Annotated in this window: 23 protein-coding genes; 20 read left to right on the top strand and 3 right to left on the bottom strand. The window is 70.4% G+C overall.

All coding sequences use genetic code 11. From position 1 onward, the window contains the following. Positions 1-22 precede the first annotated feature (22 nt). A complete protein-coding gene (locus AW274_RS27930; RefSeq protein WP_063813614.1) occupies positions 23-3,361 on the bottom strand; it encodes a glycosyl hydrolase family 95 catalytic domain-containing protein in 3,339 nt (1,112 codons plus the stop codon). 308 nt (positions 3,362-3,669) lie between these two features. Between AW274_RS27930 and AW274_RS27925 the strand changes: the two genes are divergently transcribed. The 13 genes from AW274_RS27925 (at position 3,670) to hisG (ending at position 15,729) form a co-directional block, all read left to right on the top strand. Continuing rightward, positions 3,670-4,074: an alpha/beta fold hydrolase gene (locus tag AW274_RS27925; protein WP_062437709.1), complete on the top strand. Its 405-nt coding sequence runs from the start codon at positions 3,670-3,672 to the stop codon at positions 4,072-4,074. Positions 4,075-4,396: 322 nt separating this feature from the next. Further along, entirely contained in the window at positions 4,397-5,128 is a 732-nt protein-coding gene (locus AW274_RS27920; RefSeq protein WP_062437707.1) for a helix-turn-helix transcriptional regulator, read from the top strand. Continuing rightward, positions 5,125-6,537, top strand: coding sequence for a Fe-S cluster assembly protein SufB (gene sufB / locus AW274_RS27915; RefSeq protein WP_061292506.1), 1,413 nt, complete (start codon positions 5,125-5,127; stop codon positions 6,535-6,537). The genes AW274_RS27920 and sufB overlap by 4 nt, the downstream gene beginning before the upstream one ends. Before the next feature lie 2 nt (positions 6,538-6,539). Continuing rightward, positions 6,540-7,658, top strand: a complete 1,119-nt coding sequence (gene sufD / locus AW274_RS27910; protein WP_062437705.1) for a Fe-S cluster assembly protein SufD — start codon at positions 6,540-6,542, stop codon at positions 7,656-7,658. Beyond that, a complete protein-coding gene (locus AW274_RS27905) occupies positions 7,655-7,972 on the top strand; it encodes a non-heme iron oxygenase ferredoxin subunit (protein WP_062437702.1) in 318 nt (105 codons plus the stop codon). The genes sufD and AW274_RS27905 overlap by 4 nt, the downstream gene beginning before the upstream one ends. A gap of 1 nt (position 7,973) precedes the next feature. Beyond that, complete coding sequence (gene sufC / locus AW274_RS27900; RefSeq protein WP_062437700.1) at positions 7,974-8,720, top strand: Fe-S cluster assembly ATPase SufC; 747 nt, start codon at positions 7,974-7,976, stop codon at positions 8,718-8,720. Beyond that, positions 8,720-9,985 (top strand): cysteine desulfurase, encoded by a 1,266-nt coding sequence (locus AW274_RS27895; RefSeq protein WP_062437698.1) that lies wholly within the window; start codon positions 8,720-8,722, stop codon positions 9,983-9,985. The genes sufC and AW274_RS27895 overlap by 1 nt, the downstream gene beginning before the upstream one ends. Next, entirely contained in the window at positions 9,982-10,413 is a 432-nt protein-coding gene (gene sufU / locus AW274_RS27890; RefSeq protein WP_030452277.1) for a Fe-S cluster assembly sulfur transfer protein SufU, read from the top strand. Before AW274_RS27895 ends, sufU begins: the two co-directional genes overlap by 4 nt. A gap of 1 nt (position 10,414) precedes the next feature. After that, positions 10,415-10,783, top strand: coding sequence for a metal-sulfur cluster assembly factor (locus tag AW274_RS27885; protein ID WP_062437696.1), 369 nt, complete (start codon positions 10,415-10,417; stop codon positions 10,781-10,783). A gap of 266 nt (positions 10,784-11,049) precedes the next feature. After that, the gene (locus tag AW274_RS27880; RefSeq protein WP_232320411.1) at positions 11,050-12,915 is read left to right on the top strand and encodes a DEAD/DEAH box helicase; all 1,866 of its coding nucleotides are present in this window, start codon (positions 11,050-11,052) and stop codon (positions 12,913-12,915) included. Between the two features lie 157 nt (positions 12,916-13,072). Further along, complete coding sequence (locus tag AW274_RS27875) at positions 13,073-14,398, top strand: aminotransferase-like domain-containing protein (RefSeq protein ID WP_062437693.1); 1,326 nt, start codon at positions 13,073-13,075, stop codon at positions 14,396-14,398. A gap of 162 nt (positions 14,399-14,560) precedes the next feature. Continuing rightward, positions 14,561-14,824 carry a phosphoribosyl-ATP diphosphatase gene (locus AW274_RS27870; RefSeq protein ID WP_062340354.1) on the top strand — a complete coding sequence of 88 codons (264 nt, stop codon included), beginning with the start codon at positions 14,561-14,563 and terminating at the stop codon, positions 14,822-14,824. Between the two features lie 59 nt (positions 14,825-14,883). Further along, on the top strand, positions 14,884-15,729 hold the full coding sequence (gene hisG, locus AW274_RS27865) for an ATP phosphoribosyltransferase (RefSeq protein ID WP_062437691.1): 846 nt from the start codon (positions 14,884-14,886) through the stop codon (positions 15,727-15,729). 21 nt (positions 15,730-15,750) lie between these two features. On the opposite strand, the gene AW274_RS27860 is transcribed toward hisG, so the two are convergent. Continuing rightward, positions 15,751-16,992 carry an EAL domain-containing protein gene (locus tag AW274_RS27860; protein WP_232320410.1) on the bottom strand — a complete coding sequence of 414 codons (1,242 nt, stop codon included), beginning with the start codon at positions 16,990-16,992 and terminating at the stop codon, positions 15,751-15,753. Between the two features lie 121 nt (positions 16,993-17,113). Between AW274_RS27860 and AW274_RS27855 the strand changes: the two genes are divergently transcribed. The 5 genes from AW274_RS27855 to AW274_RS27835 all read left to right on the top strand — a co-directional run bounded on the left by AW274_RS27855 (position 17,114) and on the right by AW274_RS27835 (position 22,815). Beyond that, positions 17,114-17,836: an acVLRF1 family peptidyl-tRNA hydrolase gene (locus AW274_RS27855; RefSeq protein ID WP_062437689.1), complete on the top strand. Its 723-nt coding sequence runs from the start codon at positions 17,114-17,116 to the stop codon at positions 17,834-17,836. Positions 17,837-17,955: 119 nt separating this feature from the next. After that, positions 17,956-19,554: an ABC-F family ATP-binding cassette domain-containing protein gene (locus AW274_RS27850; RefSeq protein ID WP_062437687.1), complete on the top strand. Its 1,599-nt coding sequence runs from the start codon at positions 17,956-17,958 to the stop codon at positions 19,552-19,554. 114 nt (positions 19,555-19,668) lie between these two features. Further along, entirely contained in the window at positions 19,669-19,884 is a 216-nt protein-coding gene (locus tag AW274_RS27845) for a helix-turn-helix domain-containing protein (protein WP_030452286.1), read from the top strand. Between the two features lie 154 nt (positions 19,885-20,038). After that, a complete protein-coding gene (locus AW274_RS27840) occupies positions 20,039-20,845 on the top strand; it encodes an enoyl-CoA hydratase/isomerase family protein (protein ID WP_439648793.1) in 807 nt (268 codons plus the stop codon). A gap of 86 nt (positions 20,846-20,931) precedes the next feature. Further along, complete coding sequence (locus tag AW274_RS27835) at positions 20,932-22,815, top strand: ABC transporter ATP-binding protein (RefSeq protein ID WP_062437685.1); 1,884 nt, start codon at positions 20,932-20,934, stop codon at positions 22,813-22,815. On the opposite strand, the gene AW274_RS27830 is transcribed toward AW274_RS27835, so the two are convergent. Further along, positions 22,793-23,668, bottom strand: coding sequence for a sulfotransferase family protein (locus AW274_RS27830; RefSeq protein WP_062437683.1), 876 nt, complete (start codon positions 23,666-23,668; stop codon positions 22,793-22,795). The two genes, AW274_RS27835 and AW274_RS27830, sit on opposite strands and share 23 nt — an antisense overlap. 73 nt (positions 23,669-23,741) lie before the next feature. Here AW274_RS27830 and AW274_RS27825 point away from each other — a divergent pair, with 73 nt between their 5' ends. Together AW274_RS27825 and AW274_RS27820 are read left to right on the top strand one after the other, a co-directional pair. Continuing rightward, positions 23,742-24,617, top strand: a complete 876-nt coding sequence (locus AW274_RS27825; protein ID WP_232320408.1) for a S66 peptidase family protein — start codon at positions 23,742-23,744, stop codon at positions 24,615-24,617. Positions 24,618-24,701: 84 nt separating this feature from the next. After that, positions 24,702-25,559 (top strand): hypothetical protein, encoded by an 858-nt coding sequence (locus tag AW274_RS27820; RefSeq protein ID WP_157520761.1) that lies wholly within the window; start codon positions 24,702-24,704, stop codon positions 25,557-25,559. Positions 25,560-25,568 lie beyond the last annotated feature (9 nt).

The following is a 25,568-nucleotide window of genomic DNA, read 5'->3' as shown; positions in this document are numbered from 1 at the left end:
CGGTTCCCCTCTATTCGGTTGGTCAGAAGGCGATGTCCTGCCAGGTCGAGACCTGGTTCGCGGGCAGCGCGTAGGGGAGCACGGCCATCCGGTCGACCGCGCCGGTCATCCGCTCTCCGCCGCCCTGGTTGGCGGCGAAGATCAGCGGCCGGTTGTTGCAGCCGTAGATGCCGGTCGAGCCGGTGTTGCCGCCGCCCGCCCGCACGCCGTCGACGTAGACGTCGATGGCGCCGTTGCGGTTGAGGGTGATCACCAGGTCGATGTAGCGGCCGGTGGGCAGCGTCGCGTTGGTCGTGACGCCCTGACCCGCGCCGATGAGGCGCAGGCGGTTCTCCGGCGTGACGTCCATCAGGACGCCGTCGGTGCCCGGGTTGCCCGAGGGCTGCGAGTCGAACAGGCGCCGGTAGCCGGAGCCGCCGATCTTCACCTCGGCCGCGAACGTGGCCTCACGCAGGTAGCCGATGGTCGTCGGCTGCTCGGTGCGGACGTAGTTCTGGCCGCCCAGGATCAGGCCGCCGTCGGCGTCGTAGGTCGCCGCGCCGTTGACCACCACGCCGTTCCGGCCGGAGCCGGACTGGTCGGCGATGGTCGTGCCCTCCTGCGGGTCCCAGGCGACGATGGCACGGTCGGCCGGGGGAACCGCACACGGGTTCAGGGCGGCGCCGGTCGCGGCGCTGATCGACCAGCCGGAGCCGGCCAGGGTCGCCTGGATGCGCGCCGAGGTCGCTCCGGTGGACGGACCGGCCGTGACGTTCACCGTGATCTCGCGGCTCTCGCCGGCCGGGACCGAGGCGACCTGGGTCGAGGCCGGGTCGGCGGTCCAGCCCGAGGGGAGCTGCAGGGTCAGGGTGCCCGCCGGCGACGCGTTCTGGATCGCGGTGACGGTGGCCTTGACCGGGACGACCTGGCCGGCGCCGATCTCGGCCGGAGCCGAGACCGAGAGCTGGATCTCGTTGTAGAGGGTGTACGTCCTGCCCGCCTCGGCGCCGAACGTCAGGGTGTCGCCGGTGCGGATCGCGTCGACCGGGTTGCCCTGGTCGTCCACGAACGAGTAACGGGCGTTGATCGCGCCGGCGCGGACCTTCAGCTCACCGGTGCTGCCGGCCTTGATGACGGCCTTGGTGAGGCTGCTGTTGGACCACTGGACGTCGACGGTCGCGTTGCCGCGGGCGCGCAGGCCGGAGACCGAACCGTTCTTCCACACGGCCGGGAGGGCCGGGAGGACGTGGATGGTGTCCTGGTGCGACTGCAGCAGCATCTCGGTGACACCGGAGGTGGCGCCGAAGTTGCCGTCGATCTGGAACGGCGGGTGGGTGTCGAACAGGTTGTCCAGCGTGGACGACTTGAGCTGCTCGCTGAGCATCTTGTGCGAGTGGTCGCCGTCGAGCAGGCGCGCCCAGAAGTTGATCTTCCAGGCCTTCGACCAGCCGGTGCCGCCGTCGCCGCGGGCGGTCAGCGAGATCTTGGCGGCCTCACCCGCGGGGGTGCCGGCCTTGATCGCGTTGCCCGGGTGCACCGCGAACAGGTGCGAGACGTGGCGGTGGTCGTTGTTGGGGTTGTCCAGGTCTTCCTTCCACTCCTGGAGCTGGCCCCAGGAGCCGATGCGGATGCCCGGGTCGAGCTTGGCCAGGGTGTTGGTCAGCTCGGCCTGCAGCGCCGTGTCGACCTTGAGGGTCTTGGCGGCGTTCAGGGTGTTGGTGAGCAGCTCGGTGACGATCTGCTGCGACATCGACGCGCCGGCCGTGAACTGGCCGTTCTCCGGCGAGTACGACGGGGAGACGACGAGCTTGCCGTCACGCGGGTCGGTGTGCAGGAAGTCGAGCCAGAACTCGGCCGCGCCCTTCATCACCGGGTAGGCGGTGCGCTTGAGGTACTTCTCGTCGCCGTTGAACCGGTAGTGGTCGTACATCTGCTGCGTGGTCCACGCGGCGGCCTCGGGGAACCAGAACGACTCGGGGTAGTTGTGCAGGCCCGTGAAGCCCCAGGGGTTGGTCTCGTTGTTCACGACCCAGCCGCGCGCGTTGTACATGTCGGTCGCGGTCTTGGTGCCGGGGGCGACCATCGAGGAGATGTAGTCGTCGTACGGCTTGGTGGTCTCGGCGAGGTTGGTCTGCTCGGCGAGCCAGTAGTTCATCTGCAGGTTGATGTTGACGTGGTAGTCGGCGTCCCACGGGGGGTTCGTGACGTTGTTCCACACGCCCTGCAGGTTGGCCGGCAGCGACCCCTCACGCGAGGAGGAGATCAGCAGGTAGCGGCCGTACTGGTAGAACAGGGCCTCCAGGTAGCGGTCCTGCGCCGCCGAGCCGCCCGAGTAGGCCGCGCGCAGCTGGTTGGTCGGCAGGTTCGGCGCCTGCTGGCCCAGGTTCAGCTTCACCCGGTCGAACAGCCCGTGGTAGTCGTCGAGGTGCGACTGCTTCAGGGCGGCGTACGACATCGACGACGCCCAGTTGGCCCAGTGGCGCACGTTGTCGTGCGGGTCCTCGGTCCGGTACGTCGGGTACTGCATCGAGTAGTCGGTGCCGGCCGAGATCACGAACCACGCGGCGTTGGCGTTGGAGACCGTGATGCGGTCGGTCCCGTCGGTCCGGGAACCGCCCTCGGTGACGACGTTGACCTGCGACTCGAAGTTGAGCCCGTTGTTGGCCAGCTTGCCGCGGATGGTCATGCGGCCCTTGGAGACGCTGACCGTCTTGTCGTTGCGCGGCGAGGTGTGCCGGATGGTGAAGTTGACCTTGCCGGCGGCGTCAGTGGAGATGCGCCCCACGATGACGTTGTTGGGGTAGCTGGCGAAGTACTCACGCTTGTACGTGACGCCGTTGGCGTCCTTGTACGTGACGGCGGACACCGCGTCGTTCAGGTTCAGCGACCGCTTGTAGTCGGTCGGGTTCGCCGGCGCGCCCGGGAAGTCCAGGAACATGTCGCCGAACGTCTGGTAGGACCCGAAGTTCGTCTTGCCCTGACCGAGGCGCTGCGCCACCTGAGCCGGGGTCATCTGCTTGTTCGTGTCGATGAGCGCCTGGACGTCGGCGATCGCGGTGGGCCGCGGCGTCGTCCAGTTGCCGAAGTTGTAGCCGTTGGAGCCGGGCCCGCCGGTCCAGAGGGTCTTCTCGTTGAACTGGATCTGCTCGGTGGCGACGCCACCGTAGATCATCGCGCCGAGGGCGCCGTTGCCGATCGGAAGGGCCTGCGACTCCCAATTGGTCGCGGGCCTGTCGTACCAGAGGGTCAGATCGTCCTGCGCGGCTGCGGCCTCCTGGACCTGAGCCGTGGCGGTGCTGCCCTGCAGCACCGGCACGCCCAGAGCCATGGCCAGCCCCAGCGCCGTGGCGGCGCCGAGCAGCCGCCGTGGGGGGTGACTCACGGGTGTTCCTTATGGGTCAGGGTTGGTGATCTCACAATGAAATAGCACCGAAACTTGGCCGAAACAAGCTTTGAGATCCGATGAATTTCGATGCAACCAACTTGTGACCCACGCCTCATCGGGTGGTCTAGTCCGATGGATCGGGGCTTTAAATCTTCAAATCACGATCAGTGGGACGCCTGATGGGGAAGAGATCGGATCATTTTTCCGGCTCTCGATCTCCAGACATCGGATCTATACGCGGTTCGGCGAGGACCCGGTACAGACCAGCCGTGGCACCGGGCGGGCGGGCCGACGATGATGCGCGTATGCGGCACGCCGACCGGGGGACGCGGTCCCCGCGCTGGGCCGGGATCGCCGGCCGGGAGGTCGGCGTCCGCGGCACCCCCGTGCACTACCTGAGCGCCGGCCGGGGCGGGCCCGTCCACCTGCTGGTCCATCCGATGGCGGGCGGCGCGTCGATGTGGCTCGATCTCATCGGCCCGCTGAGCGCCCTCGGGCGGGTCGTCGCCCCCGACCTGCCGGGCACGCTGCCCGGGCACACCGGCGCCCCGCACGTTCGCGCGGCAGGGACCCGGCCCGACGCCCGCTTCCTGCACGCCTTCGCCGACCGGCTCGAGATCACCGGCGCGGTCGTCCACGGCTGGTCCATGGGCGGGCTGGTGGCCCTGCTGTTCGCCGAGACGGCCCCGGACCGGGTCGGGACCCCCTGATCGGCCGGGCCGTCGCCGGCGACCTCCTCGCCCGCCGTCCCGACTGGCGGTCGCGGGAATTCCCCGACGCCGGGCACGTGCAGCCGCGGGAGCTGACCGGGAATGCGCGAACGGGGGGAAGATCCCCGAAATCGCGAAAACGGCCGCCGAAACGTGTCGTCCGAGGTCAGGGACCGATTGGGGCTTCCCGGGCTATATGCTCGATCCGCCCTCCCGGTGGCCGGTTGAACTTAGGTAAGCCTTACCTGCGTGACAAATTCCATTCCCCACGAATGCGGGGTTCCGTTTGTGGTGCGGGAAGGAATTACGCCACACTGATGTTGTGAAAAACGTGACCGGGACCAACGCAGGGGAGACCACGCGGTCCTCCGGCGTGCCCTCGGAACGGGGAACCCGGGCGCGGGTCGCGCGCCTGATCCTCGAACACGGCCCGGTCACCGCCGCCGACCTCGGCGAACGGCTGGGGCTCACCCCGGCCGCCGTCCGGCGGCACCTCGACGCCCTTCTCGCCGAAGGGATGATCGAGACCCGCGAAGCCCGGAGCAAGGGTCAGCGCGGGCGTGGCCGTCCGGCCAAGCTGTTCGGCATCACCGATGCCGGGCGCAGCGCCTTCGAGCACGCCTACGACGACCTGGCCGGCAGCGCGCTGCGGTTCCTGGAGCAGCATCTGGGGGCCGCCGCCGTGACCGAGTTCGCCCGGGAGCAGGTCGCCGGGCTGGTCGCCCGGCTGGCGCCCGCCATGCGGCAGATCCCGGCCGAGCAGCGGGTGCGCATGCTCGCCGAGGCCCTGTCGGCCGACGGGTACGCCGCCTCGTCCACCAAGACGGCGACCGGCGGCGAGCAGCTCTGCCAGCACCACTGCCCGGTCGCCCACGTCGCGGCCGCGTTCCCGCAGTTGTGCGAGGCCGAGACCGAAGCGTTCGGGCGTCTCCTGGGCACGCCCGTCCAGCGGCTGGCGACGATCGCCCACGGAGACGGAATCTGCACCACCCACGTCAGCCCCCACGCGCTGGCGCGAGCCACTCGTATAGAGAGCAAGGAGCCCGGAAGGTGACTGTCACCGACCGCCCGGAGCTGGAAGGCCTCGGGAACTACAAGTTCGGCTGGTCCGACCCCGACGCCGCCGGCGCCGTGGCGCGCCGCGGCCTGAACGAGGACGTCGTGCGGAACATCTCCGCGCTGAAGAACGAACCCGAGTGGATGCTCGACCTGCGTCTGAAGGGGCTGCGCCTGTTCGGCAAGAAGCCCATGCCGACCTGGGGCTCCGACCTCACGGGCATCGACTTCGACAACATCAAGTACTTCGTGCGGTCGACGGAGAAGCAGGCGGCGTCCTGGGACGAGCTGCCCGAGGACATCAAGAACACCTACGACAAGCTGGGCATCCCCGAGGCCGAGAAGCAGCGGCTCATCGCGGGCGTCGCGGCCCAGTACGAGTCCGAGGTGGTCTACCACAAGATCCGTGAGGACCTTGAGGAGAAGGGTGTCATCTTCGTCGACACCGACACCGGCCTGCGCGAGCACGAGGAGCTCTTCAAGGAGTACTTCGGCTCGGTGATCCCCGTCGGCGACAACAAGTTCGCCGCGCTGAACACCGCCACCTGGTCGGGCGGCTCCTTCATCTACGTGCCGCCGAACGTCAACGTCGAGATCCCGCTCCAGGCCTACTTCCGGATCAACACCGAGAACATGGGCCAGTTCGAGCGCACCCTGATCATCGTCGACGAGAACAGCTACGTCCACTACGTCGAGGGCTGCACCGCGCCGATCTACTCCAGCGACTCGCTGCACAGCGCCGTCGTGGAGATCGTCGTGAAGAAGGGCGCCCGCTGCCGTTACACGACCATCCAGAACTGGTCGAACAACGTCTACAACCTGGTCACCAAGCGCGCCGTGGCGTACGAGGGCGCGACCATGGAGTGGATCGACGGCAACATCGGCTCCAAGGTCACGATGAAGTACCCGGCCGTCTACCTGATGGGCGAGCACGCCAAGGGCGAGACCCTGTCCATCGCCTTCGCCGGCGAGGGCCAGCACCAGGACGCCGGCGCCAAGATGGTGCACCTGGCGCCCAACACCTCGTCCACCATCATCAGCAAGTCGGTGGCGCGCGGCGGTGGCCGCACCTCCTACCGGGGCCTGGTCCAGATCGAGGAGGGCGCCGCCGGATCGGCCTCCACGGTCAAGTGCGACGCCCTGCTGGTCGACCAGATCAGCCGCTCCGACACCTATCCCTATGTCGACGTCCGCGAGGACGACGTGTCCATGGGCCACGAGGCGACCGTCTCGAAGGTCTCCGAAGACCAGCTCTTCTACCTGATGAGCCGCGGTCTGAACGAAGACGAGGCCATGGCCATGATCGTGCGCGGCTTCGTCGAGCCGATCGCCCGTGAACTTCCCATGGAGTACGCCTTGGAGCTCAACCGTCTGATCGAACTTCAGATGGAAGGAGCGGTGGGCTAACCATGGGTCTTGAGACCAAGCCGCTCGTGACCCTGCACGAGACGGCCTCCTTCGACCTGGCCGACTTCCCCGTCCCGACCGGACGTGAGGAGCAGTGGCGGTTCACGCCGCTGTCGCGGCTGAAGGGCCTGCACGACGGTTCGGCCGTCAACGACGGCAACGACCGCACCGAGGTCCTGACCCCGTCCGGGGTGAGCTACGAGCTGGTCAGCCGGGAAGACCCCCGGATCGGTTCGGCGGGCAAGCCGGCCGACCGGGTGGCGGCGCAGGCGTACAACGCGTTCGAGAAGGCCGGTGTGATCACCGTGCCCAAGGAGCTCGTCCCGTCGGAGCCGATCGTGGTCAACGTCCACGGGCAGGGCGGCACCGTGTTCCGCCACCTGCTCGTCGACGTCAAGCCGATGGCCGAGGCGGTCGTCGTGCTCAACTACACGGGCACCGGCGTGCAGGGGGCGAACGTCGAGTTCGTCGTCGGCGACGGCGCCAAGCTCACCGTGGTGTCGAACCAGGAGTGGGACCGCGACGCCGTCCAGGTGGCGCAGTACACGACGCTGGTCGGCAGGGACGCCACGTTCAAGTCGGTCGTGGTCACCCTCGGCGGCGACCTGGTCCGGATCTCGCCCCGGGTGGCCTACACGGCGCCCGGCGGGCGGGCCGAGCTGGTCGGCCTCTACTTCGCCGACGCCGGTCAGCACCTGGAGCACCGTCTCCTGGTCGACCACAGCGTGCCCAACTGCGCCTCCGACGTCACTTACAAGGGCGGCCTGCAGGGCGACGACGCCCACACCGTCTGGATCGGCGACGTCATCATCCGCGCCGAGGCCGAGGGCACCGACACCTACGAGCTCAACCGCAACCTGCTGCTGACCGACGGCGCCCGCGCCGACTCGGTGCCGAACCTGGAGATCCTCACCGGCGAGATCGCCGGGGCGGGCCACGCGTCGGCCTCCGGCCGGCTCGACGACGAGCACATGTTCTACCTGCAGGCGCGCGGCATCCCCGCCGACGAGGCCCGCAAGCTGATCGTCCACGGCTTCTTCAACGAGCTGATCCAGCGCATCGAGGTGCCGGAGATCCAGGAGAAGGTGCTGGCGGCCGTCGAGGCGGAACTCGCGCGATGAGCTTCGAAAAGGTCTGCAAGGTCGAGGACGTCCCCGACGAGGGCGTCATCGGCGTCGAGGTCGACGGCACCCCGGTCGCGCTCGTCCGCGAGGGCGCCGAGGTGTACGCCGTCCACGACGTCTGCTCCCACGCCGAGGTGCGCCTCAGCGAGGGAGAGGTCTACGACGGCACGCTGGAATGCTGGCTGCACGGATCGTGTTTCGACATCCGTACCGGCAAGCCGACGGGGCCGCCCGCGACCAGGCCCGTTCCCACATACCGAGTCAAGATCGAAGGCGACGACGTGTATGTCTCGCTCTCGAAGGAGTCATAACGTGTCCACGCTCCAGATCCGCGACCTGCACGTCTCCGTCGGCGACAAGGAGATCCTCAAGGGGGTCGACCTGACCGTCAGCGCCGGTGAGACCCACGCCATCATGGGCCCCAACGGCTCGGGCAAGAGCACGCTCGCCTACGCCATCGCCGGCCACCCGAAGTACACGATCACCAGCGGCAGCGTCACCCTCGACGGTGAGGACCTGCTCGACATGTCGGTCGACGAGCGCGCCCGCGCCGGCCTGTTCCTCGCGATGCAGTACCCCGTCGAGGTCCCCGGCGTGTCGGTGTCCAACTTCCTGCGCAGCGCCGTCACGGCCGTGTCGGGCGAGGCGCCCAAGCTGCGCCAGTTCGCCAAGGACCTCAAGACCGGCATGGACAACCTGTCGATCGACTCGGCGTTCGCCACCCGCAACGTCAACGAGGGCTTCTCCGGCGGCGAGAAGAAGCGCCACGAGATCCTCCAGCTGGAGCTGCTGAAGCCGAAGGTGGCCGTCCTCGACGAGACCGACTCGGGTCTCGACGTCGACGCCCTGCGCGTCGTCTCCGAGGGCGTCAACCGCTTCCGCGCCTCGGGTGACACCGGCGTGCTGCTGATCACCCACTACACCCGCATCCTGCGCTACGTGAAGCCCGACTTCGTGCACGTCTTCGCGGCCGGCCGCATCGTCGAAGAGGGCGGTCCCGAGCTCGCCGAGAAGCTGGAGAACGAGGGCTACGAGGCCTACACGAAGGTCAGTTCCTGATGTTCGACGTCGATCTCATCAGAAAGGACTTCCCGGTCCTTTCTCGTGAGCTGCCAGGAGGGCGCTCGCTCGTCTACCTGGACTCCGGCAACTCATCGCAGAAGCCGAACCAGGTCATCGACACGATGCGCGATCACCTGGCCCACCACTACAGCAACGTCGGCCGCGCCCACCACACGCTGGGCGCGGAGTCGACGGCCGCCTACGAGGACGCCCGCGACGCCGTCGCGGCGTTCGTCAAGGCGCCCTCGCGCGACGAGATCGTCTTCACCAAGAACGCCTCCGAGGCGCTCAACCTCGTCGCGTACGCCTTCGGCAACCCGATCGCCACCGACGCGCGCTTCAAGGTCGGGCCGGGCGACGAGATCGTCATCAGCGAGATGGAGCACCACTCCAACATCGTGCCGTGGCAGCTGCTCGCCCAGCGGACCGGCGCCACGCTGCGCTGGTTCACGGTGACCGACGAGGGCCGCCTCGACCTCGACGGCCTCGACGACCTGGTCAACGAGCGCACCAAGATCGTGTCGATCGTCCACCAGTCCAACGTGCTGGGCACGGTCAACTCGGTCTCGCCGATCCTGGCCCGCGCCCGCGAGGTCGGCGCGCTGATGATGCTCGACGCGTCCCAGTCGGTGCCGCACATGCCGGTCGACGTCACCGAGCTCGGCGTCGACTTCGTGGCCTTCACCGGCCACAAGATGGTCGGCCCGTCGGGCATCGGCGTGCTGTGGGGCCGGCGCGAGCTCCTCGACGCGATGCCGCCGTTCCTCGGCGGCGGCGAGATGATCGAGGCGGTCTGGATGGACCGCTCGACCTACGCGCCCGTGCCGCACAAGTTCGAGGCCGGCACCCCGCCGATCGTCGAGGCCATCGGCCTGGGCGCGGCGGCCAATTACCTGACCGGCATCGGCATGGCCGACGTCAAGGCCCACGAGAAGGCGCTGACGGGCTACGCCCTCGACGCCCTCGGCGAGATCCCGGGCCTGAAGGTGATCGGCCCGCGCACGAACATCGCGCGCGGGGGCACGATCTCGTTCACCCTGAAGAACCTGTCGGGTGACGACATCCACCCCCACGACGTCGGGCAGATCCTCGACGACGCGTTCGGCATCGCCGTCAGGGTCGGTCACCACTGCGCCAGGCCGCTTCACCTGCGGTTCGGCATCCCCGCCACCACTCGTGCGTCGTTGTACCTTTACAACACCACGGACGAGATCGACGCCCTGGCGCGGGGGCTCCACCATGTGCAGAAGGTGTTCGGATGATCGCTGAGTCGATGTACCAGGAACTGATCCTGGAGCACTACAAGCACCCCCAGGGCCGTGGCCTGCGCGACCCGTTCGACGCCGAGGTCCACCACGTCAACCCCACCTGCGGCGACGAGATCACGCTGCGCGTGAAGGTCGACGAGGGCAAGGTGCTCGACGTCTCCTACGAGGGCCAGGGCTGTTCGATCAGCCAGGCCGCCGCCTCGGTGCTCCACGAGCTGGCCACCGGGTCGACCGTCGAGGAGAGCCTCGGCGTCGTCGACGAGTTCACCCGGCTGATGCAGGGCCGCGGCCAGGTGGAGGCCGACGAGGACGTCCTCGGCGACGCGGTCGCGTTCGCCGGGGTGGCCAAGTATCCGGCGCGGGTCAAGTGCGCCCTGTTGTCGTGGATGGCGTACAAGGACGCCGTGGTGAGGAGTGCCTGAGATGAGCAAGCCGACCGAGACCCCGACGGCCGCCCCCTATGAAGGCGACCTGTCCAACGACGAGGTCATGGAGGCCCTCCGCGACGTCGTCGACCCCGAGCTCGGCGTCAACGTCGTCGACCTCGGCCTGATCTACGGCCTCAACCTCGACGCCGCCGGCGAGGGCGAGAAGCCCGTCTGCACCATCGACATGACGCTGACCAGCGCGGCCTGCCCGCTGACCGACGTCATCGAAGACCAGGCCAACTCGGCGCTCGCCGACCTGGTCAGCGGCGTGGTCATCAACTGGGTGTGGCTGCCGCCGTGGGGCCCTGACAAGATCACCGACGACGGTCGTGACCAGCTGAGGATGCTCGGCTTCAACGTGTGATTCCCAATGGGAATCACGGTGTAAGATACGAGGGTTGACTTCAAAGGCCGTCCGCTTTGAAAGCGGGCGGCCGTTTGCCGCGACTGTGAACCGCGGCGACTGCACACTGCTATGCAGTTTCTCGCGCCACCATGAGATCGGCGCGTTTATCGGGCGGTGCGCAGAGCTGGCACTCGGCACCTTTGGAAGGGGTGCCCTCCCCCGATGCGGCGGATTGCCGCCCCGGTTTAACCTGGCTCGTCCTTTCGCAGAAGAGACGCGCCTGCGTGCTGCGGCACGTCCCTCTCACCGAAAGGCACGACCACGTGACCATGCTCGACCCGACCATGTCCGCGACCGAGTCCGCCGACGAGACCGTGAACGGTTTTGCCGCGCTGGGGCTGCCGCGACCGCTGGTCACCGGGCTCGCCCGTCAGGGCATCGATTCGCCGTTCCCCATCCAGGAAGCCTGCATCCCCGACATCCTGACCGGCCACGACGTGCTCGGCCGGGGCCAGACCGGCTCCGGCAAGACGCTCGCGTTCGGGCTGCCGATGATGGCCCGCATCTCCGGCGAGCGCGCGCTGCCCAAGCGCCCGCGCGCCATCATCCTCGTCCCCACCCGTGAGCTGGCGCTCCAGGTGAACGACGCCCTTGAGCCGCTCGGCCGGGGCCTGTCGCTGCGGATGAAGACCGTCGTCGGCGGCATGTCGATGGGCCGGCAGATCGAGGCGCTGCGCCGCGGCGTCGAGGTGATCGTCGCCACGCCGGGCCGTCTCACCGACCTCATCGAGCAGGGCGAGTGCTCGCTCGAGGACGTCGAGATCAGCATCCTCGACGAGGCCGACCACATGTGCGACCTGGGCTTCTTCCCGGTCGTCAGCGCGCTGCTCGACCAGACCCCGGTGCACGGCCAGCGGCTGCTGTTCTCGGCCACCCTCGACGGCGACGTCGACCAGCTGGTCAAGCGCTTCCTCGTCGACCCGATCACCCACTCGCTCGCCCCGGCCACCTCGCCGGTCGAGACGATGGAGCACCACCTGGTGCAGGTGTCCTGGCAGGACAAGCCGGCCGTCACCGCCGAGATCGCCAACCGCGAGGGCCGCACCATCCTGTTCGTGCGCACCCAGCACGGCGTCGACCGCGTCGTGAAGCAGCTGGCCCGCGTCGGCGTCCAGGCCGGCGGCCTGCACGGCGGCAAGCGGCAGAACCAGCGCACCCGCATCCTCGGCGAGTTCCGCGAGGGCGGCATCAAGGTGCTCGTCTGCACCGACGTCGCCGCGCGCGGCATCCACGTCGACGACGTGTCGCTCGTGCTGCACGTCGACCCGCCGGCCGACCACAAGAGCTACCTGCACCGCGGCGGCCGCACCGCCCGCGCCGGCGAGAAGGGCAGCGTGCTGACCCTCGTCATGCCGAACGAGCGCCGCTCGACCGACTCCATGGCGCGCCGGGCCGGCATCTCGCCCTCGCGGCACCGCGCCGTGCCGGGCGCGCCCGTGCTGGCCGACATCGCCGGGGCGCGCGAGCCCTCCGGCGAGTCGATCCCGGTGTGGGAGCCCGACATCCGCAAGCCGCTGCGCCCGCGCTCGGGCGGCCGCGACGAGCGTCCGTCGGGTGGCCGCAAGCGTTTCGAGGGCCGTCGCCGCTACGACGACGACCGTCCCCGCCGCGACTTCGGCGACGACCGTCCGCGCCGTGAGGGCGACGAGCGGCCGCGCCGCGACTTCGGCCAGCGTCCGCCGCGCTTCGCGCACGACGACCGTCCGCGCCGCGAGGGCGACGACCGGCCGCGTTTCCAGAACGACGACCGGCCGCGTTTCCAGGGCGGCGACGACCGGCCGCGCCGTGAGGGCGAGCGTCCGCGCTACAACGACGACCGGCCGCGGCACCGCGACGACCGTCCCCGTTTCCAGGGCGACGACCGGCCGCGCCGCGACGCGTCGGCGCCCGCTCCGGCCCGGGGTCACTTCCGTGACGACCGCGCGCCGCGGGCGTACAACAACGACCGTGAGCGGCCCGTCCGCGACGACCGCGGCGGCGAGCCCCGCACCTTCGGCGACGACCGCGCCCGCGGCGGCTTCCGCGGCCGGTCGGGCAGCGGCGGCGGCTTCCGCCAGGGCCGTCCGGGTGGCCGGTTCAACGGCCGCTAGCCGGCGATGAAAAACGCCGGTTCCCCATCGGGGGACCGGCGTTTTCCCTTTTCCCGGCCCCGTTCCCTCCGATGGAACATCGGTGTCCCGCCGTAGGTGTCAGAGATTCGCCGAAACGACGGGGACATGAACCATGCGCAACCCACAAGGGCTCCGCGTGCCGATCCATCTTGGCCGCGGCGCCGCCGAACCGCTGCCCGACCAGCTCGCCGGACAGCTCCGCCAGGCCATCGACTCGGGGCAGCTCGCGGCGGGGATCCGCATGCCGTCCACGCGGACGATGGCCGTGGCGCTGAAGATCTCGCGGGGGGTTGCGCTGACGGCGTACCAGATCCTGCATTCCGAGGGGTACGTCACCAGCCGCCACGGGTCGGGCACCTACGTCGCCGCGCGGGCGCGGCAGGCGGAGCGGGCGCCGATGCGGCCGCCCGCCCGGCCGAACGTGGTCGACATGCGGCCCGACCAGCCGACCGCCGACGCCTTCCCGCTGGCCGAGTGGCGGGCGGCCTGGCGGCGGGCCAGCCACCGCGTGCCCAGCGCCGCCGAGCCGCCGCCCGGCGGGCTGCCGGAGCTGCGCGCGGCCATCGCCGCCCACCTGCGCGACACCCGGGGGCTGGTGCTCGACCGGCACGAGATCGTGGTCACCACCGGCTGCGAGACGGCGCTCCAGCTCGCGATTCCCGAGGGCCGCCCGGTCGTCGGGATCGAGGACCCGGCGCTGCCCCGCCTCAGGGAGGCCCTGAAGGGCCACACGGGGCACCTGGTGCCCGTCCCGGTCAGTTCCACCGGGCCGCAGGTTCCGGCCGGTGTGGACGCTCTGGTGCTCACGCCCGACCGCAACGAGCCCCTGGGCTACCGGCTGCCGACCGAGCACCGGCGGGCGCTGGCGGCGTGGGCGGCCGACAGGGGGACGTACCTGATCGAACCGGCCTTCGACGGGCTGTTCCACGCGGGCCTGAACCCCTGCCCGTCGCTGCTGGCCCTCGGCGACCCGGCCACCACGATCATGCTGGGGTCGTTCCGCGAGCTGCTGACGCCGGGGATGCGGCTGGCCTACCTGGTCGTGCCGCGCCACCTGGCCGACCGGGTGCGCGAGCGGGCCTGCGCGGTGCCGGAGACCTGCCAGCGGGCCGCCGCCGACCTGTTGGCCTCGGGCGCGGTCACCCGGCGGGTCGACCGGTTGTCGGCGATCTTCGCCCGGCGCCGGACGCTGGTCCGCCAGGCGCTGGCCGGGGTCCGGCGCGACACCCGCGTGATCGGCGCGGAGACCGGCACCACCGCGACCCTGCTGCTGCCCCGGGCGCTGCCGGCCCCGGCGCTGGCCGAGCAGCTGCGGGCGCGCGGCGTCAGGGTGGCCCCCCTGGCGGCCTTCCACCACCCGGCCGGCCGGGCCGGGAACGGCGTCGTGTTCGGTTTCGGGCACCTCGAGGAGCCGGCGCTGCGCCGGGCCCTGCGGATCATGGTCCGCACCCTCTCGGCGTGACTTTCCCACGCCTTCGATGGAAGCGGTCCCGGGCCGCGAAGCCGAGCGCCACTGACCGGCGTTCGGCCCGGTGGAGTGGCCCGGGGGCGACCCGGGGGCGACACGGTCTCGCTCAGTGGACGCTGCCGTGATCCGGGCGGTGACGCCATTAGGCTTGGGCGAGTGACGACGTTCGATGAGCTCTACGACGTGCTGTCCGAGAAGGCCCGCACCCGTCCCGAAGGGTCGGGGACCGTGAAGGCGCTCGACGCCGGGGTCCACTCGATCGGCAAGAAGATCGTCGAGGAGGCCGCCGAGGTCTGGATGGCGGCGGAATACGAATCCACCGACCGGACCGCCGAGGAGATCTCGCAGCTGCTCTACCACCTCCAGGTGCTCATGCTGGCCCGCGGGATCGGGCTCGACGAGGTCTACAAGCATCTTTAGGGCACCCCCGGGTGCCCGGACCTCGCTCGACTCAGAGGCCATCCCGAAAGGTTCCAACAATGCTTCGCCTTGCCGTACCGAACAAGGGCGTGTTGTCCGAGGCCGCCCAGGTCATCCTGAAAGAGGCGGGTTACCGCCCCCGAAAGGACAGCAAGGAGCTCGTGGTCGTCGACCCGGAGAACTCCTGCGAGTTGTTCTTCCTCCGTCCCCGTGACATCGCGGTCTACGTCGGCGAGGGCACCCTCGACGCCGGGATCACCGGCCGCGACATGCTGATCGACTCCGGGGCCCCGGCCGACGAGGTGGTGCCGCTCGGCTTCGGCCGGTCGACCTTCCGCTTCGCCGCGGCTCCCGGCGCCTTCTCCAACGTCAAGGACCTCAACGGCAAGCGGGTCGCGACCGCGTACGCCGGTCTGCTGACGAACTACCTGGAGGAGCAGAACGTCGACGCCCGCGTCATCAAGCTCGACGGCGCGGTCGAGACGGCGATCCGGCTCGGCGTGGCCGACGCCGTCGCCGACGTCGTGGAGACCGGCACCACCCTGCGCAACGTCGGGCTCGAGGTGTTCGGCGACCCGATCACCACGTCCGAGGCGATCCTGATCAAGCAGGTCGGGGCGCCCGAGAACAACGGCTTCCAGCAGCTCATCCGCCGCCTGCAGGGCGTGCTGGCGGCACGCGACTACGTGATGATCGACTACGACATCCGGGTCGAGCGCATCGACGAGGCCATCGAGGTCACCCCGGGCATGGAGGGGCCGACGGTCTCGCCGCTGCACCGCGAGGGCTGGGTGGCGGTCCGCGCGATGATCCGCCGCAAGGGCCACCAGCAGGTCATGGACCGGCTGTGGGACCTCGGCGCCAAGGCGATCCTGATCACCGACATCTACGCCTGCCGCCTCTAGGCGGCCGCCCGGCCGGTCCCGCTACTTGGGGGCCGGCCGGTTGGCGACGTGCCTGATGAGGTCGCTGACGTGGACGGTGCCCAGGCAGCGGCCCACCTCGTCGACGACCACGAGGTCGTCGTAGACGCGCTTGGCGTCCTGCCCGGCGACCTGCATGGCCGCTATCGCCGGCGTCGTCTTGGGCACCAGCCGGGCGCTGTCGGCGATCCGGTGGGCGGGCTTCTTGGCGTGCAGGGCGTGGCCGTAGGCCCCCGCCATGTAGAGCAGGAACCGGCTGCGGTCGACCATCGACTGCGGCCGCTGGTACTCGTCGACCAGGATCACGCTCGTGATCGACGCCTCGTTGCCGAACGCCTGGACGACGTCCTCGGAGGTCGCCGTGATCGGCAGCGTCACCGCCGGCATCAGGAACTCCTGCACCCTCGGCCCGAGCAGCTGGGCCAGGTTCGGCGAGGTCTCGGTCGCCGGGACCGGCACGTGCACCCGCCCGTCGGCCGGCCGCCAGTCGCCGGGCGCCAGCAGCGGGCCGGTGGCCAGCCTGACCCCCCACGCCCGCACCGCCGCGAGCTGGATCTCGTCCTGCACGCCCGGCGCGAGGATGTGCGCCGCGACGCCCTTGGCCACCGTGACCAGCGCCTCGGCGACGGCCGCCCGGCGGGCGTCCCGGGGGGCGCGCTCCACCAGCTCGGGGGAGATCAGGATCACGTAGGGGGAGGCGTCGGCCATGACGTCGAGGGGGATGTTGCGGACCCCGGCCCCGCCGAAGGCGATCAGGTAACCGGCCGCGCGCAGCCCGTCGATCCCGGCCAGCAGCCGGGAGCGGTCGCCCGGGTCGAGGTCGCCTTCGATCGTCAGGATGATCTCGCGGGGCCGCCGTCCGGCCAGCCGCATCGCCTCGTGCAGCGGGGCCAGCCCGGCCGAGCCCGCGGTGACGCAGGCGAGGGGGATGGGCAGCACGAGGGGGAGCCGCGCGTCCTGCTCGGCGGCGGCGCGGACGCCCGCGACCGTGCCGCCGACGTCGGCCCGCTCGGCGGCGGGCGTGCTCGTGTTGACCTGTATGGCGATCACGCCGCCGGTGTCGAGGTCGACCACGGGGGTGAAGCTGGCGACGGGGCCGAAGGCGCTCGGCGGGCCGCCCATGGGGGTCGAGGGCGCGGCGGCCCACGCCGGCACGTACCCCGACACGGTGAACGGGCCGGTCGTCGAGGACTGCTCACCGGGTGATGCGGCGACCGGCGCCGGATAGGGCATGGGAACCGACACACGACGATTCTGGTGCGGCTGCCTGCGGGTATTGAGGTCGGTGATGTGAAGTTCACCCACATTTCCCCCTATCGACAACCATGCGCGCCCGCCCGGGGCCCAGCCGCTACTCTGGGCAGCCATGAGCGCACGCCCGGCCGCCGGGGGCGGACGGTGGGTGTCGATCCCCCCGTCCCGGCTGCCCCGCTGGCTCGCCAACTTCGCCGCCCGCCACGGCGGCCCGCCGTCCGAAGAGGGCGGCCCCGACCTGGTCGTCCTCACGGCCCCCGACGGCGCGGTGGCCGAGTGCCACGTCCCGTTCGGCCCGCTGGAGTGCGCGGCCTCCCCGCCGCCGCCGGAGAAGCCGGCGACGCCTGATGCGGGCCGTGACGACGGACCGGGAGGGCCGCTCGCCGCCGCGCTGATCTCCCACGTCTCCCGTGACCGCCGGGTCGCGGTCCTCCTCGTACGTCTCGGGGGATACGCGGCCGGGGTCTTCGAGGGCGACCGGCTCCTCGTCTCCAAGGTGGGCTCCCGGCTCGTCCACGGCCGGAGCGCGGCCGGAGGGTGGTCGCAGCAGCGGTTCGCCCGCCGCCGGGAGAAACAGGCCGACGAGGCGCTGGGGGCCGCCGCCGACGTGGCCGCCCGGGTGCTGCTGCCGCCGGCGGGTGAGGGGCTGGCCGGGTTCGTCGTCGGGGGAGACCGCAAGGCCATCGACGAGCTGCGCGGCGACCGCCGCCTGGCGCCGCTGTTCGCCCTGGAGACCGGCCCGTTCCTCACCGTCCCCGACCCCCGGCTGGCGGTGCTGGAGAAGACGCCCGAGGAGTTCCGGGCGGTCAGGATCAGGGTCGTCGACCCGGCCTAGCTTCGGAAGTCGGGGATTTGGCCGGGCCACCATACAATCGACGCATGCGCACTCCCGATTGATCACTTCCGTGTGCCCACGGTCCTGAAGCCATTTCTCAGCGGGAGTGTCCCCCAATCATGATCATCGCCACAGACATCGAACTCCGCGTCGGCTCGCGGCTCCTCATCGAGGGGGCCTCGTTCCGGGTCAACCCGGGCGACAAGATCGGCCTGGTCGGCCGCAACGGAGCGGGCAAGACCACGCTCACCAAGACCCTCGCCGGCGAGGGCCAGCCCGCCGGCGGGACCGTCACCATCACCGGCGCGGTCGGCTACCTGCCGCAGGATCCGCGGACCGGCGACCTCCAGGTGATCGCCCGCGACCGCATCCTGTCGGCGCGCGGCCTCGACGAGGTCATCCGCGACCTCCGGCAGGCCGAGCTCGGCATGACCTCGGCCGACGTGCGCACCCGCGACAAGGCCGTGAAGGCCTACGGCCGCCTCGAAGACCGGCTCCACGTGCTGGGCGGCTACGCCGCCGAGTCGGAGGCCGCCTCGATCGCCTCCAGCCTGGGCCTGGCCGACCGGGTGCTCGGGCAGCCGCTGGAGACCCTCTCGGGCGGTCAGCGCAGGCGGGTCGAACTGGCACGCATTCTTTTCTCGGGATCGGAGACTCTCCTCCTCGACGAGCCGACAAACCACCTCGATGCCGACTCGATCTCCTGGCTTCGTGATTTTTTGCGTTCCCACCAGGGCGGCTTGATCATCATCAGCCACGATGTTGGTCTACTTGAAGCGACGGTAAACCGGGTGCTCCATCTCGACGCCAACCGGTGCGTGATCGACACGTACAACGTCGGCTGGAAGAACTACCTGACGCAGCGCGAGACCGACGAGAAGCGCCGCAAGCGCGAGCGGGCCAATGCCGAGAAGCAGGCCGGGGTGCTGATGGCGCAGGCCGACAAGATGCGCGCCAAGGCCACCAAGGCCAAGGCGGCGCAGGACATGCAGCGCCGCGCCGAGCGGCTGCTGCGCGGGATCGAGCCCGAGCGGCGGGCCGACAAGGTCGCCAAGCTGCGCTTCCCCGCGCCCGCGCCCTGCGGGCGCACGCCCCTGACCGCCGTCGACCTGTCGAAGTCCTACGGCTCGCTGGAGGTCTTCACCGACGTCGACGCCGCCGTCGACCGGGGCCACCGGGTCGTCATCCTGGGCCTCAACGGCGCCGGCAAGACCACGCTGCTGCGCATCCTGGGCGGCATCGAGAAGCCCGACACCGGCGAGGTCCGCCCCGGCCACGGGCTCAAGATCGGCTACTACGCCCAGGAACACGAGACCATCGACCCCGAGCGCACCGTCCTGGAGAACATGCGCTCGGCCGCGCCCGACATCCTCGACGTCGAGCTCCGCAAGGTGCTCGGCTCGTTCCTGTTCACCGGCGACGACGTCGACAAGCCCGCCGGGGTGCTGTCGGGCGGCGAGAAGACCCGGCTGGCGCTGGCCACGCTGGTGCTCTCCAGCGCCAACGTGCTGCTCCTCGACGAGCCCACCAACAACCTCGATCCGGCCTCGCGGGAACAGGTGCTGACGGCTCTGCGCTCTTACACAGGGGCGATCGTCTTGGTCACCCACGACGAAGGAGCGGTGGAGGCGCTGCAACCCGACCGGGTCATCCTGCTGCCCGACGGCGTCGAAGACGCGTGGAGCGAGGAATTTTCCGATCTCGTCGCCCTCGCCTGATCATAAATTTACCGGGTACGGATCTTTTCCCTGGGAGTAGGTAGCCGATCGAGCCGAAATGACTGATCATGGCGTGAGTAACGCTGCGGAAGTCTGGCACTACAGGAGGTACTCGTGGCCGAGACTCTGAAGAAGGGCACCCGGGTGACCGGGGCCGACCGTGAAAAACTGGCCAGCGATCTCAAGAAGCGCTATGCCGCGGGTGAGAGCATCCGCGCCCTGGCCGCTTCCACCGGCCGGTCGTACGGATTCATCCACCGCATCCTCAGCGAGTCGGGCGTGACTCTGCGGGGACGCGGCGGGGCGACCCGAGGCAAGACCAAGCGCTAGTTCCGCCTCGCCGACGCGCGACCGCAGCCGCTCGTGTACCTCAGATCCAGAGCGGTCCGCTCCCGAGCCGACCGGCCCGGGTCGGATGACCGAACAGGGTTCGGTAGGCTCGGGCGTGACCGCCAGGAAGGGGTTGCGGGCTGTGAACGACGCTGTGGAAGCGACACCAAGGGGGAGAGCGGAGCAGATTTCGGCGAGCGAACTCGCTGAGATCGGACTGCGCTACGAGGTGGACGGCGAGATCGCGACGATCACGCTGAACCGGCCGGACAAGCGGAACGCCCAGACGTTCGCCACCTGGTCGGCGCTGGCTCGGATCGGGGAAGACCTCCCCGAGGCCGTGCGGATCGTCGTCGTGAAAGGCGAGGGGCCGTCCTTCTCCGCAGGCATCGACCTGCGAATGTTCACGCCCGGGGGAGTCCCCGGTGAGGGCTCGTTCTCCTCGGTGCTCGGTGAGGGCTTCGAGGAGCGGATCGCCCAGGCGCAGAAGGCCTTCCTGTGGCTGCGTCGTCCGGAGATCATCTCGATCGCGGCCGTCCAGGGCCACGCGATCGGGGCCGGATTCCAGCTCGCACTCGCGTGCGACCTGCGGATCGTGGCCGACGACGTGCAGTTCTGCATGAAGGAACCGGCGCTCGGACTGGTGCCCGACCTGACGGGGACCAAGCCGCTGGTCGATCTGGTGGGCCTGCCCAGGGCCCTGGAGTTGTGTGTCACCGCCCGGAAGGTCGGGGCGGAGGAGGCGCTGCGCCTCCGGCTGGCCGAACTGGCCGTACCGGTTGAGGAGCTGGATACGGCCGTGGCCGACCTGGCGGCGGCGCTGCTCGCCACCGAGCGGTCCGCCGCGACGGCGACCAAACGGCTGCTGCAGGGGGCGGGCGCCCGCACACTGGAGGAGCAGGCGGCCGCCGAGAGAGCCGAACAGGTGATCCGCATCCGGTCGTTGTTCGCCTCGGGCTGACCATGAGACTCGTCGCCCGGCGGCGGGTTCTGTTCGCCGCGGGCTGATCCTGGAATCGCCCCGTTCCGTAAAGGGTTTGCCAGGACATGGCGATGATGGGCGGCCCGAACGTGGGCTGGCAGATGATGCAGTCGATGCGGCGCGACGGCGACGTCATGAAGGAGCGCCTCGCGCCGGGCACGGTCCGGCGCATCGCCGGCTACGCCGCGCCGTTCAAGTGGTCGATCGTGGCCTTCCTGGCCCTGATCTCGGTCGGCTCGCTGACCGTGGTGGCCAACCCGCTGGTCGTGAAGCAGATCATCGACGTCGCCATCCCGGGGCGGGACACCGGGCTGGTCGTCACGCTGGCGCTGGCCATCGCCGGGCTGGCGCTGCTCGACGCGGTGCTGGGCCTGGGCGAACGCTGGTTCTCGGCCCGGATCGGCGAGGGCCTGATCTACAACCTGCGCACCGAGGTCTTCGACCACGTCCAGCGCATGCCGGTGGCGTTCTTCATGCGGGCCCAGACCGGCGCGCTGGTGTCGCGGCTCAACGGCGACGTCATCGGCGCGCAGCGCGCCATCACCAGCACGTTGTCGTCGGTGGTCTCCAACGTGGTCAGCCTCGTCGTCGTCCTGGTCACGATGATCGCGCTGTCGTGGCAGATCACCCTGGTCGCGCTGATCATGGTGCCGATCTTCATCCTGCCCGCCCGGTGGGTGGGCCGGCGCATGTCCACCTACACCCGCGAGCAGATGGAGCTCGGCGCCGAGATGAGCTCGGTGATGACCGAGCGGTTCAACGTGGCCGGCGCGATGGTCGCCAAGCTCTACGGCCGCCCCGACGACGAGGCCGTGCACTTCGCCGGGCGGGCCGCCCGGGTGCGCGACATCGGGGTCACCGTCGCCATGTTCGGCACCGTCTTCCGCATCGCGCTCGGCCTGATCGCCGCGCTGGCCACCGCCCTGGTCTACGGGCTCGGCGGCGTGCTCGCGGTCGACGGCTCGTTCGAGCTCGGCACGCTGGTGGCCATGTCGGCGCTGCTGATGCGGCTGTACGGCCCCCTCACCGGCCTGTCCAACGTGCACATCGACGTGATGACCGCCCTGGTCAGCTTCGACCGCGTCTTCGAGGTGCTCGACCTCAAGCCGATGGTCGCCGAGAAACCCGACGCGAAGAAGGTGCCGGCCGGGCCGGTCACCATCGAGTTCGACGACGTGCGCTTCCGCTACCCCGGCGCGGCCGAGGTGTCGCTGGCCTCCCTCGAATCGGTCGCCCGCCCCGACCAGGGCGAGTCGGCCGAGGTGCTCAAGGGCGTCACCTTCACCGCCCGGCCGGGCCAGATGGTCGCCCTGGTCGGCCACTCGGGGGCCGGCAAGACCACCACGACCTCGCTGGTCTCCCGCCTGTACGACGTCGACGCCGGCGCCGTCAGGCTCAACGGCCTCGACGTGCGCGACGCCACGATGGAGTCGCTGCGCGACACCGTGGGCGTCGTCATGCAGGACCCGCACCTGTTCCACGACACCATCGCGGCCAACCTGCGCTACGCCCGTCCCGAGGCCACCGACGAGGAGGTCTGGGAGGCGCTGCGGGCGGCCCAGATCGGCGACCTGGTCGCCTCGTTGCCCGAGGGGCTCGACACGGTCGTGGGGGAGCGCGGCTACCGCTTCTCCGGCGGCGAGAAGCAGCGGGTGGCGCTGGCCCGGCTGCTGCTCAAGGCCCCGCCGGTGGTGGTGCTCGACGAGGCCACCGCCCATCTCGACTCGGAGTCGGAGGTGGCCGTGCAGCAGGCGCTGAAGACGGCCCTGGCGGGCCGGACCAGTCTGGTCATCGCCCACCGGTTGTCGACCATCCGCGAGGCCGACGTGATCCTGGTGATGAACGAGGGCCGGGTGACCGAGCTCGGCCGGCACGACGAGCTGATGGTGCTCGACGGCGCCTACGCGGAGCTCTACCGCACCCAGTTCACGAGTAGCCCAGCCGTTTGAGCTCCTCGCGGGCGACCTTGCCGACCAGTTCGGCGTCGGTGTGGCCCAGGCGGCGGCGGGCGCCCACCCGGGGGGCGCTGGTGCCGTAGAGGGCGATCGTGGAGATCTTGGCGCCGAGGAACTCGCCCACCTGGCCGAACGTCTCGTTGGGGGACTTGTGCAGGTCCTCGTACCGGATCGTGAGCAGCTGGTCGGCGGGCAGCTCCTTGCGGAGCACCGCCGACAGGCGGATCGCGGCGCGCCAGCGCAGCGCGCTCTTGCCCGCGACCGGCATCTCCTTCCAGCGCAGCTTGTGCTCGGCGTTGTTGACGCCGAGGAACGGGCTGGGGAACTCGCTGTCGTCGGCCAGCATGTGGGGCTTGAACCAGGCCATCGTCGCCGGATCGGCCAGCATGTCGGCGACGACGTCGCGGCCGTCGCGGATGACCTGCACGAACCGGGCGTCGGGGAACGCCTGGAGCAGGACGGGGGCGCTGTAGAGCAGGTCGGGGCTGGCGTCGCCGAACCGGGTCAGCTCGGAGGCGGTCACGCACGGGCCCGCGCCGATGATGCCGCCGGCCTCCTTGCAGGTGGCGGAGCACTCGCCGCACGCGCCCGGCACCACCTGCCAGGCCTCGGCCAGCACGTCGCGGATCACCCGGGGCGCCCCCGGGCTGCGCGCGATCGACGGCCGCCGCGCGAACGCGTAGACGACACGGGACACCGCGCCCCGGCCCATGGTGAGATGCACGCCGGGCGAGCGCTTGATGGCACGGGCGAGCAGGTCCGCACCGCTGTGGGGGGCGGCGAGCACGAAGACCGGCTGACGGACCTTGACGCCGTTTACCACGAGAATGTGGGTCGGTGGTCGCATAGGTAGCGCCTAGTCTGACACTCTTTGGGGGGTGTCCGAACGTACTCCACCCCGTCTCCGGCACGGTGACACCGTGGCCGTCGTCGCGCCTTCCGGCCCGGTCGACCTCGACCGGCTGAACCGCGGCCGCCACGTGCTCACCGGCCTCGGCCTGAACGTCCGGTTCGGGCCCCGCATGCTGATCCGCCGCGGCTACCTCGCCGGGCCCGATCAGGCCCGCGCCGCCGACCTGCAGGAAGCCTGGTGCGATCCCGAGATCGCCGCGGTGATCTGCGCGCGCGGCGGCTACGGCGCGACGCGGGTGCTCGACCACCTCGACTGGGACAAGATGGAGGCGGTCCGGCCCAAGCCCCTGGTGGGGTCGAGCGACATCACCGCCCTCCACCTGGCCTTCCAGCGCCGTCTGGGGGTGGCCTCGCTGTTCGGCCCGATGCCGGCCTCCTCGACGATCTCCGACGAGGAGGGGCCCGAGCCGAGGTCGTTGTCGCACCTGAAGGCGTCGCTGATCTCCAGCCTGGAGCCCCGGCCGGTCAAGGGCGACCAGGTGCTCGTGCCCGGCTCGGCCATCGGGCCGCTGACCGGCGGCAACCTGACGCTGCTGGCGGCCCTGTGCGGCACGCCCCACCAGATGGAGGCGCAGGGCCGGATCGTCCTTCTTGAGGACGTCCGGGAGGAGCCCTACCGAATCGACCGTATGCTGACCCAGCTGCTCCAGGCCGGGTGCCTCGACGGCGCGGCCGGCTTCGCGCTCGGGTCGTGGGTGGAGTGCGGCGAGGCGCTTCCGGTGCTGGTGGAACGCCTCGGACCGCTGGGAGTGCCGATCATCGCGGGGCTGCCGATCGGTCACGGGACACCACAGTTCAGTGTGTGGCTGGGGGCCGATGGGGTTATTGATACCGAATCGTGCTCTCTCACCGGCCTCATCGGCAACCAGGACAAGGCACCCTGAAGCTGGCAACACGCCACGCTTGTAAGGGGATGAGCCTTGGGTCTGTTGCGGCGACTCCGCAGCCGGATTCGGCCTGACCAGCCAGTGCAGCCTGCCTCCCGGCCCGTCGAGGACGTCGATCTTGACTCCCTCCTCGCCCTGGTGGTCGAGACGATGGGCTACAGCTGCGCGTTCGAGGACGACGGCGCCACGCTGATCATGGGTGGCGACGAGACGGCCCGTACCGTCAACTTGGTCGGGCTGCGCCGAGAGGCGGCCCGCAGGTCGCGCGAAGACTGGCCGATGCTGGTCTCCGAGCACCTGTCGCACGCCGTCTCGGGCGAACCGTTCGACGCGTGCAACCTGGGCCGCATCAAACCGTTGTTGCGCACCCGCCTGCACGCCGCCGACGACCCGGCGATCCCCGACCCCTCGCGCATCATCGGCCGCCACCTGAGCGCCGACCTGATCGAGGTGCTGACGATCGGCGGCCGTCCGGTCCGGCCGGAGGAGGCCTTCTGCTGGCCGATCCCGCCCGCCGAGGCGCTCGACGTCGCGCTCGACAACGCGCTGGCCGACGAGCGCATCACCGCCGAGTACCTCCAGCTCGGCGGGGTGAGCGTGCGCATGATCAGCGCGCCCACCGCCGTGGCGCACCTGCGGCGGCTGCCCGGCCCGCCCGACGGGCTGCTCGTCGTGCTGCCCCACCCGGGCGCGATGGCCGTCCACCCCATTGAGGGCATCGGCGTCGTGCGCGCCCTGGAGCGCATGCGCGTGTACGCCCAGCGCGAGTTCGACGACCGCGACGGCGGCCTCAGCCCCCACGTCTATTGGTGGCACCGCGAGCGGCTGACCCGCATCCAGGCCGACCTGGTCCCCCAGGACGGTCAGGTCAGGCTCGTGGTGACCCCGCCCGCCGACTTCGCCCGCCTGCTGGCCCGCTTGGCCGGAGACGCGAACTGACGACCACGG

The organism is Herbidospora daliensis (assembly GCF_001570585.1).
GTDB classification, from domain to species: Bacteria; Actinomycetota; Actinomycetes; order Streptosporangiales; family Streptosporangiaceae; genus Herbidospora; species Herbidospora daliensis.
Note: the sequence above shows the minus strand (reverse complement) of the source record. Positions and strands in the feature narration are given on the sequence as shown.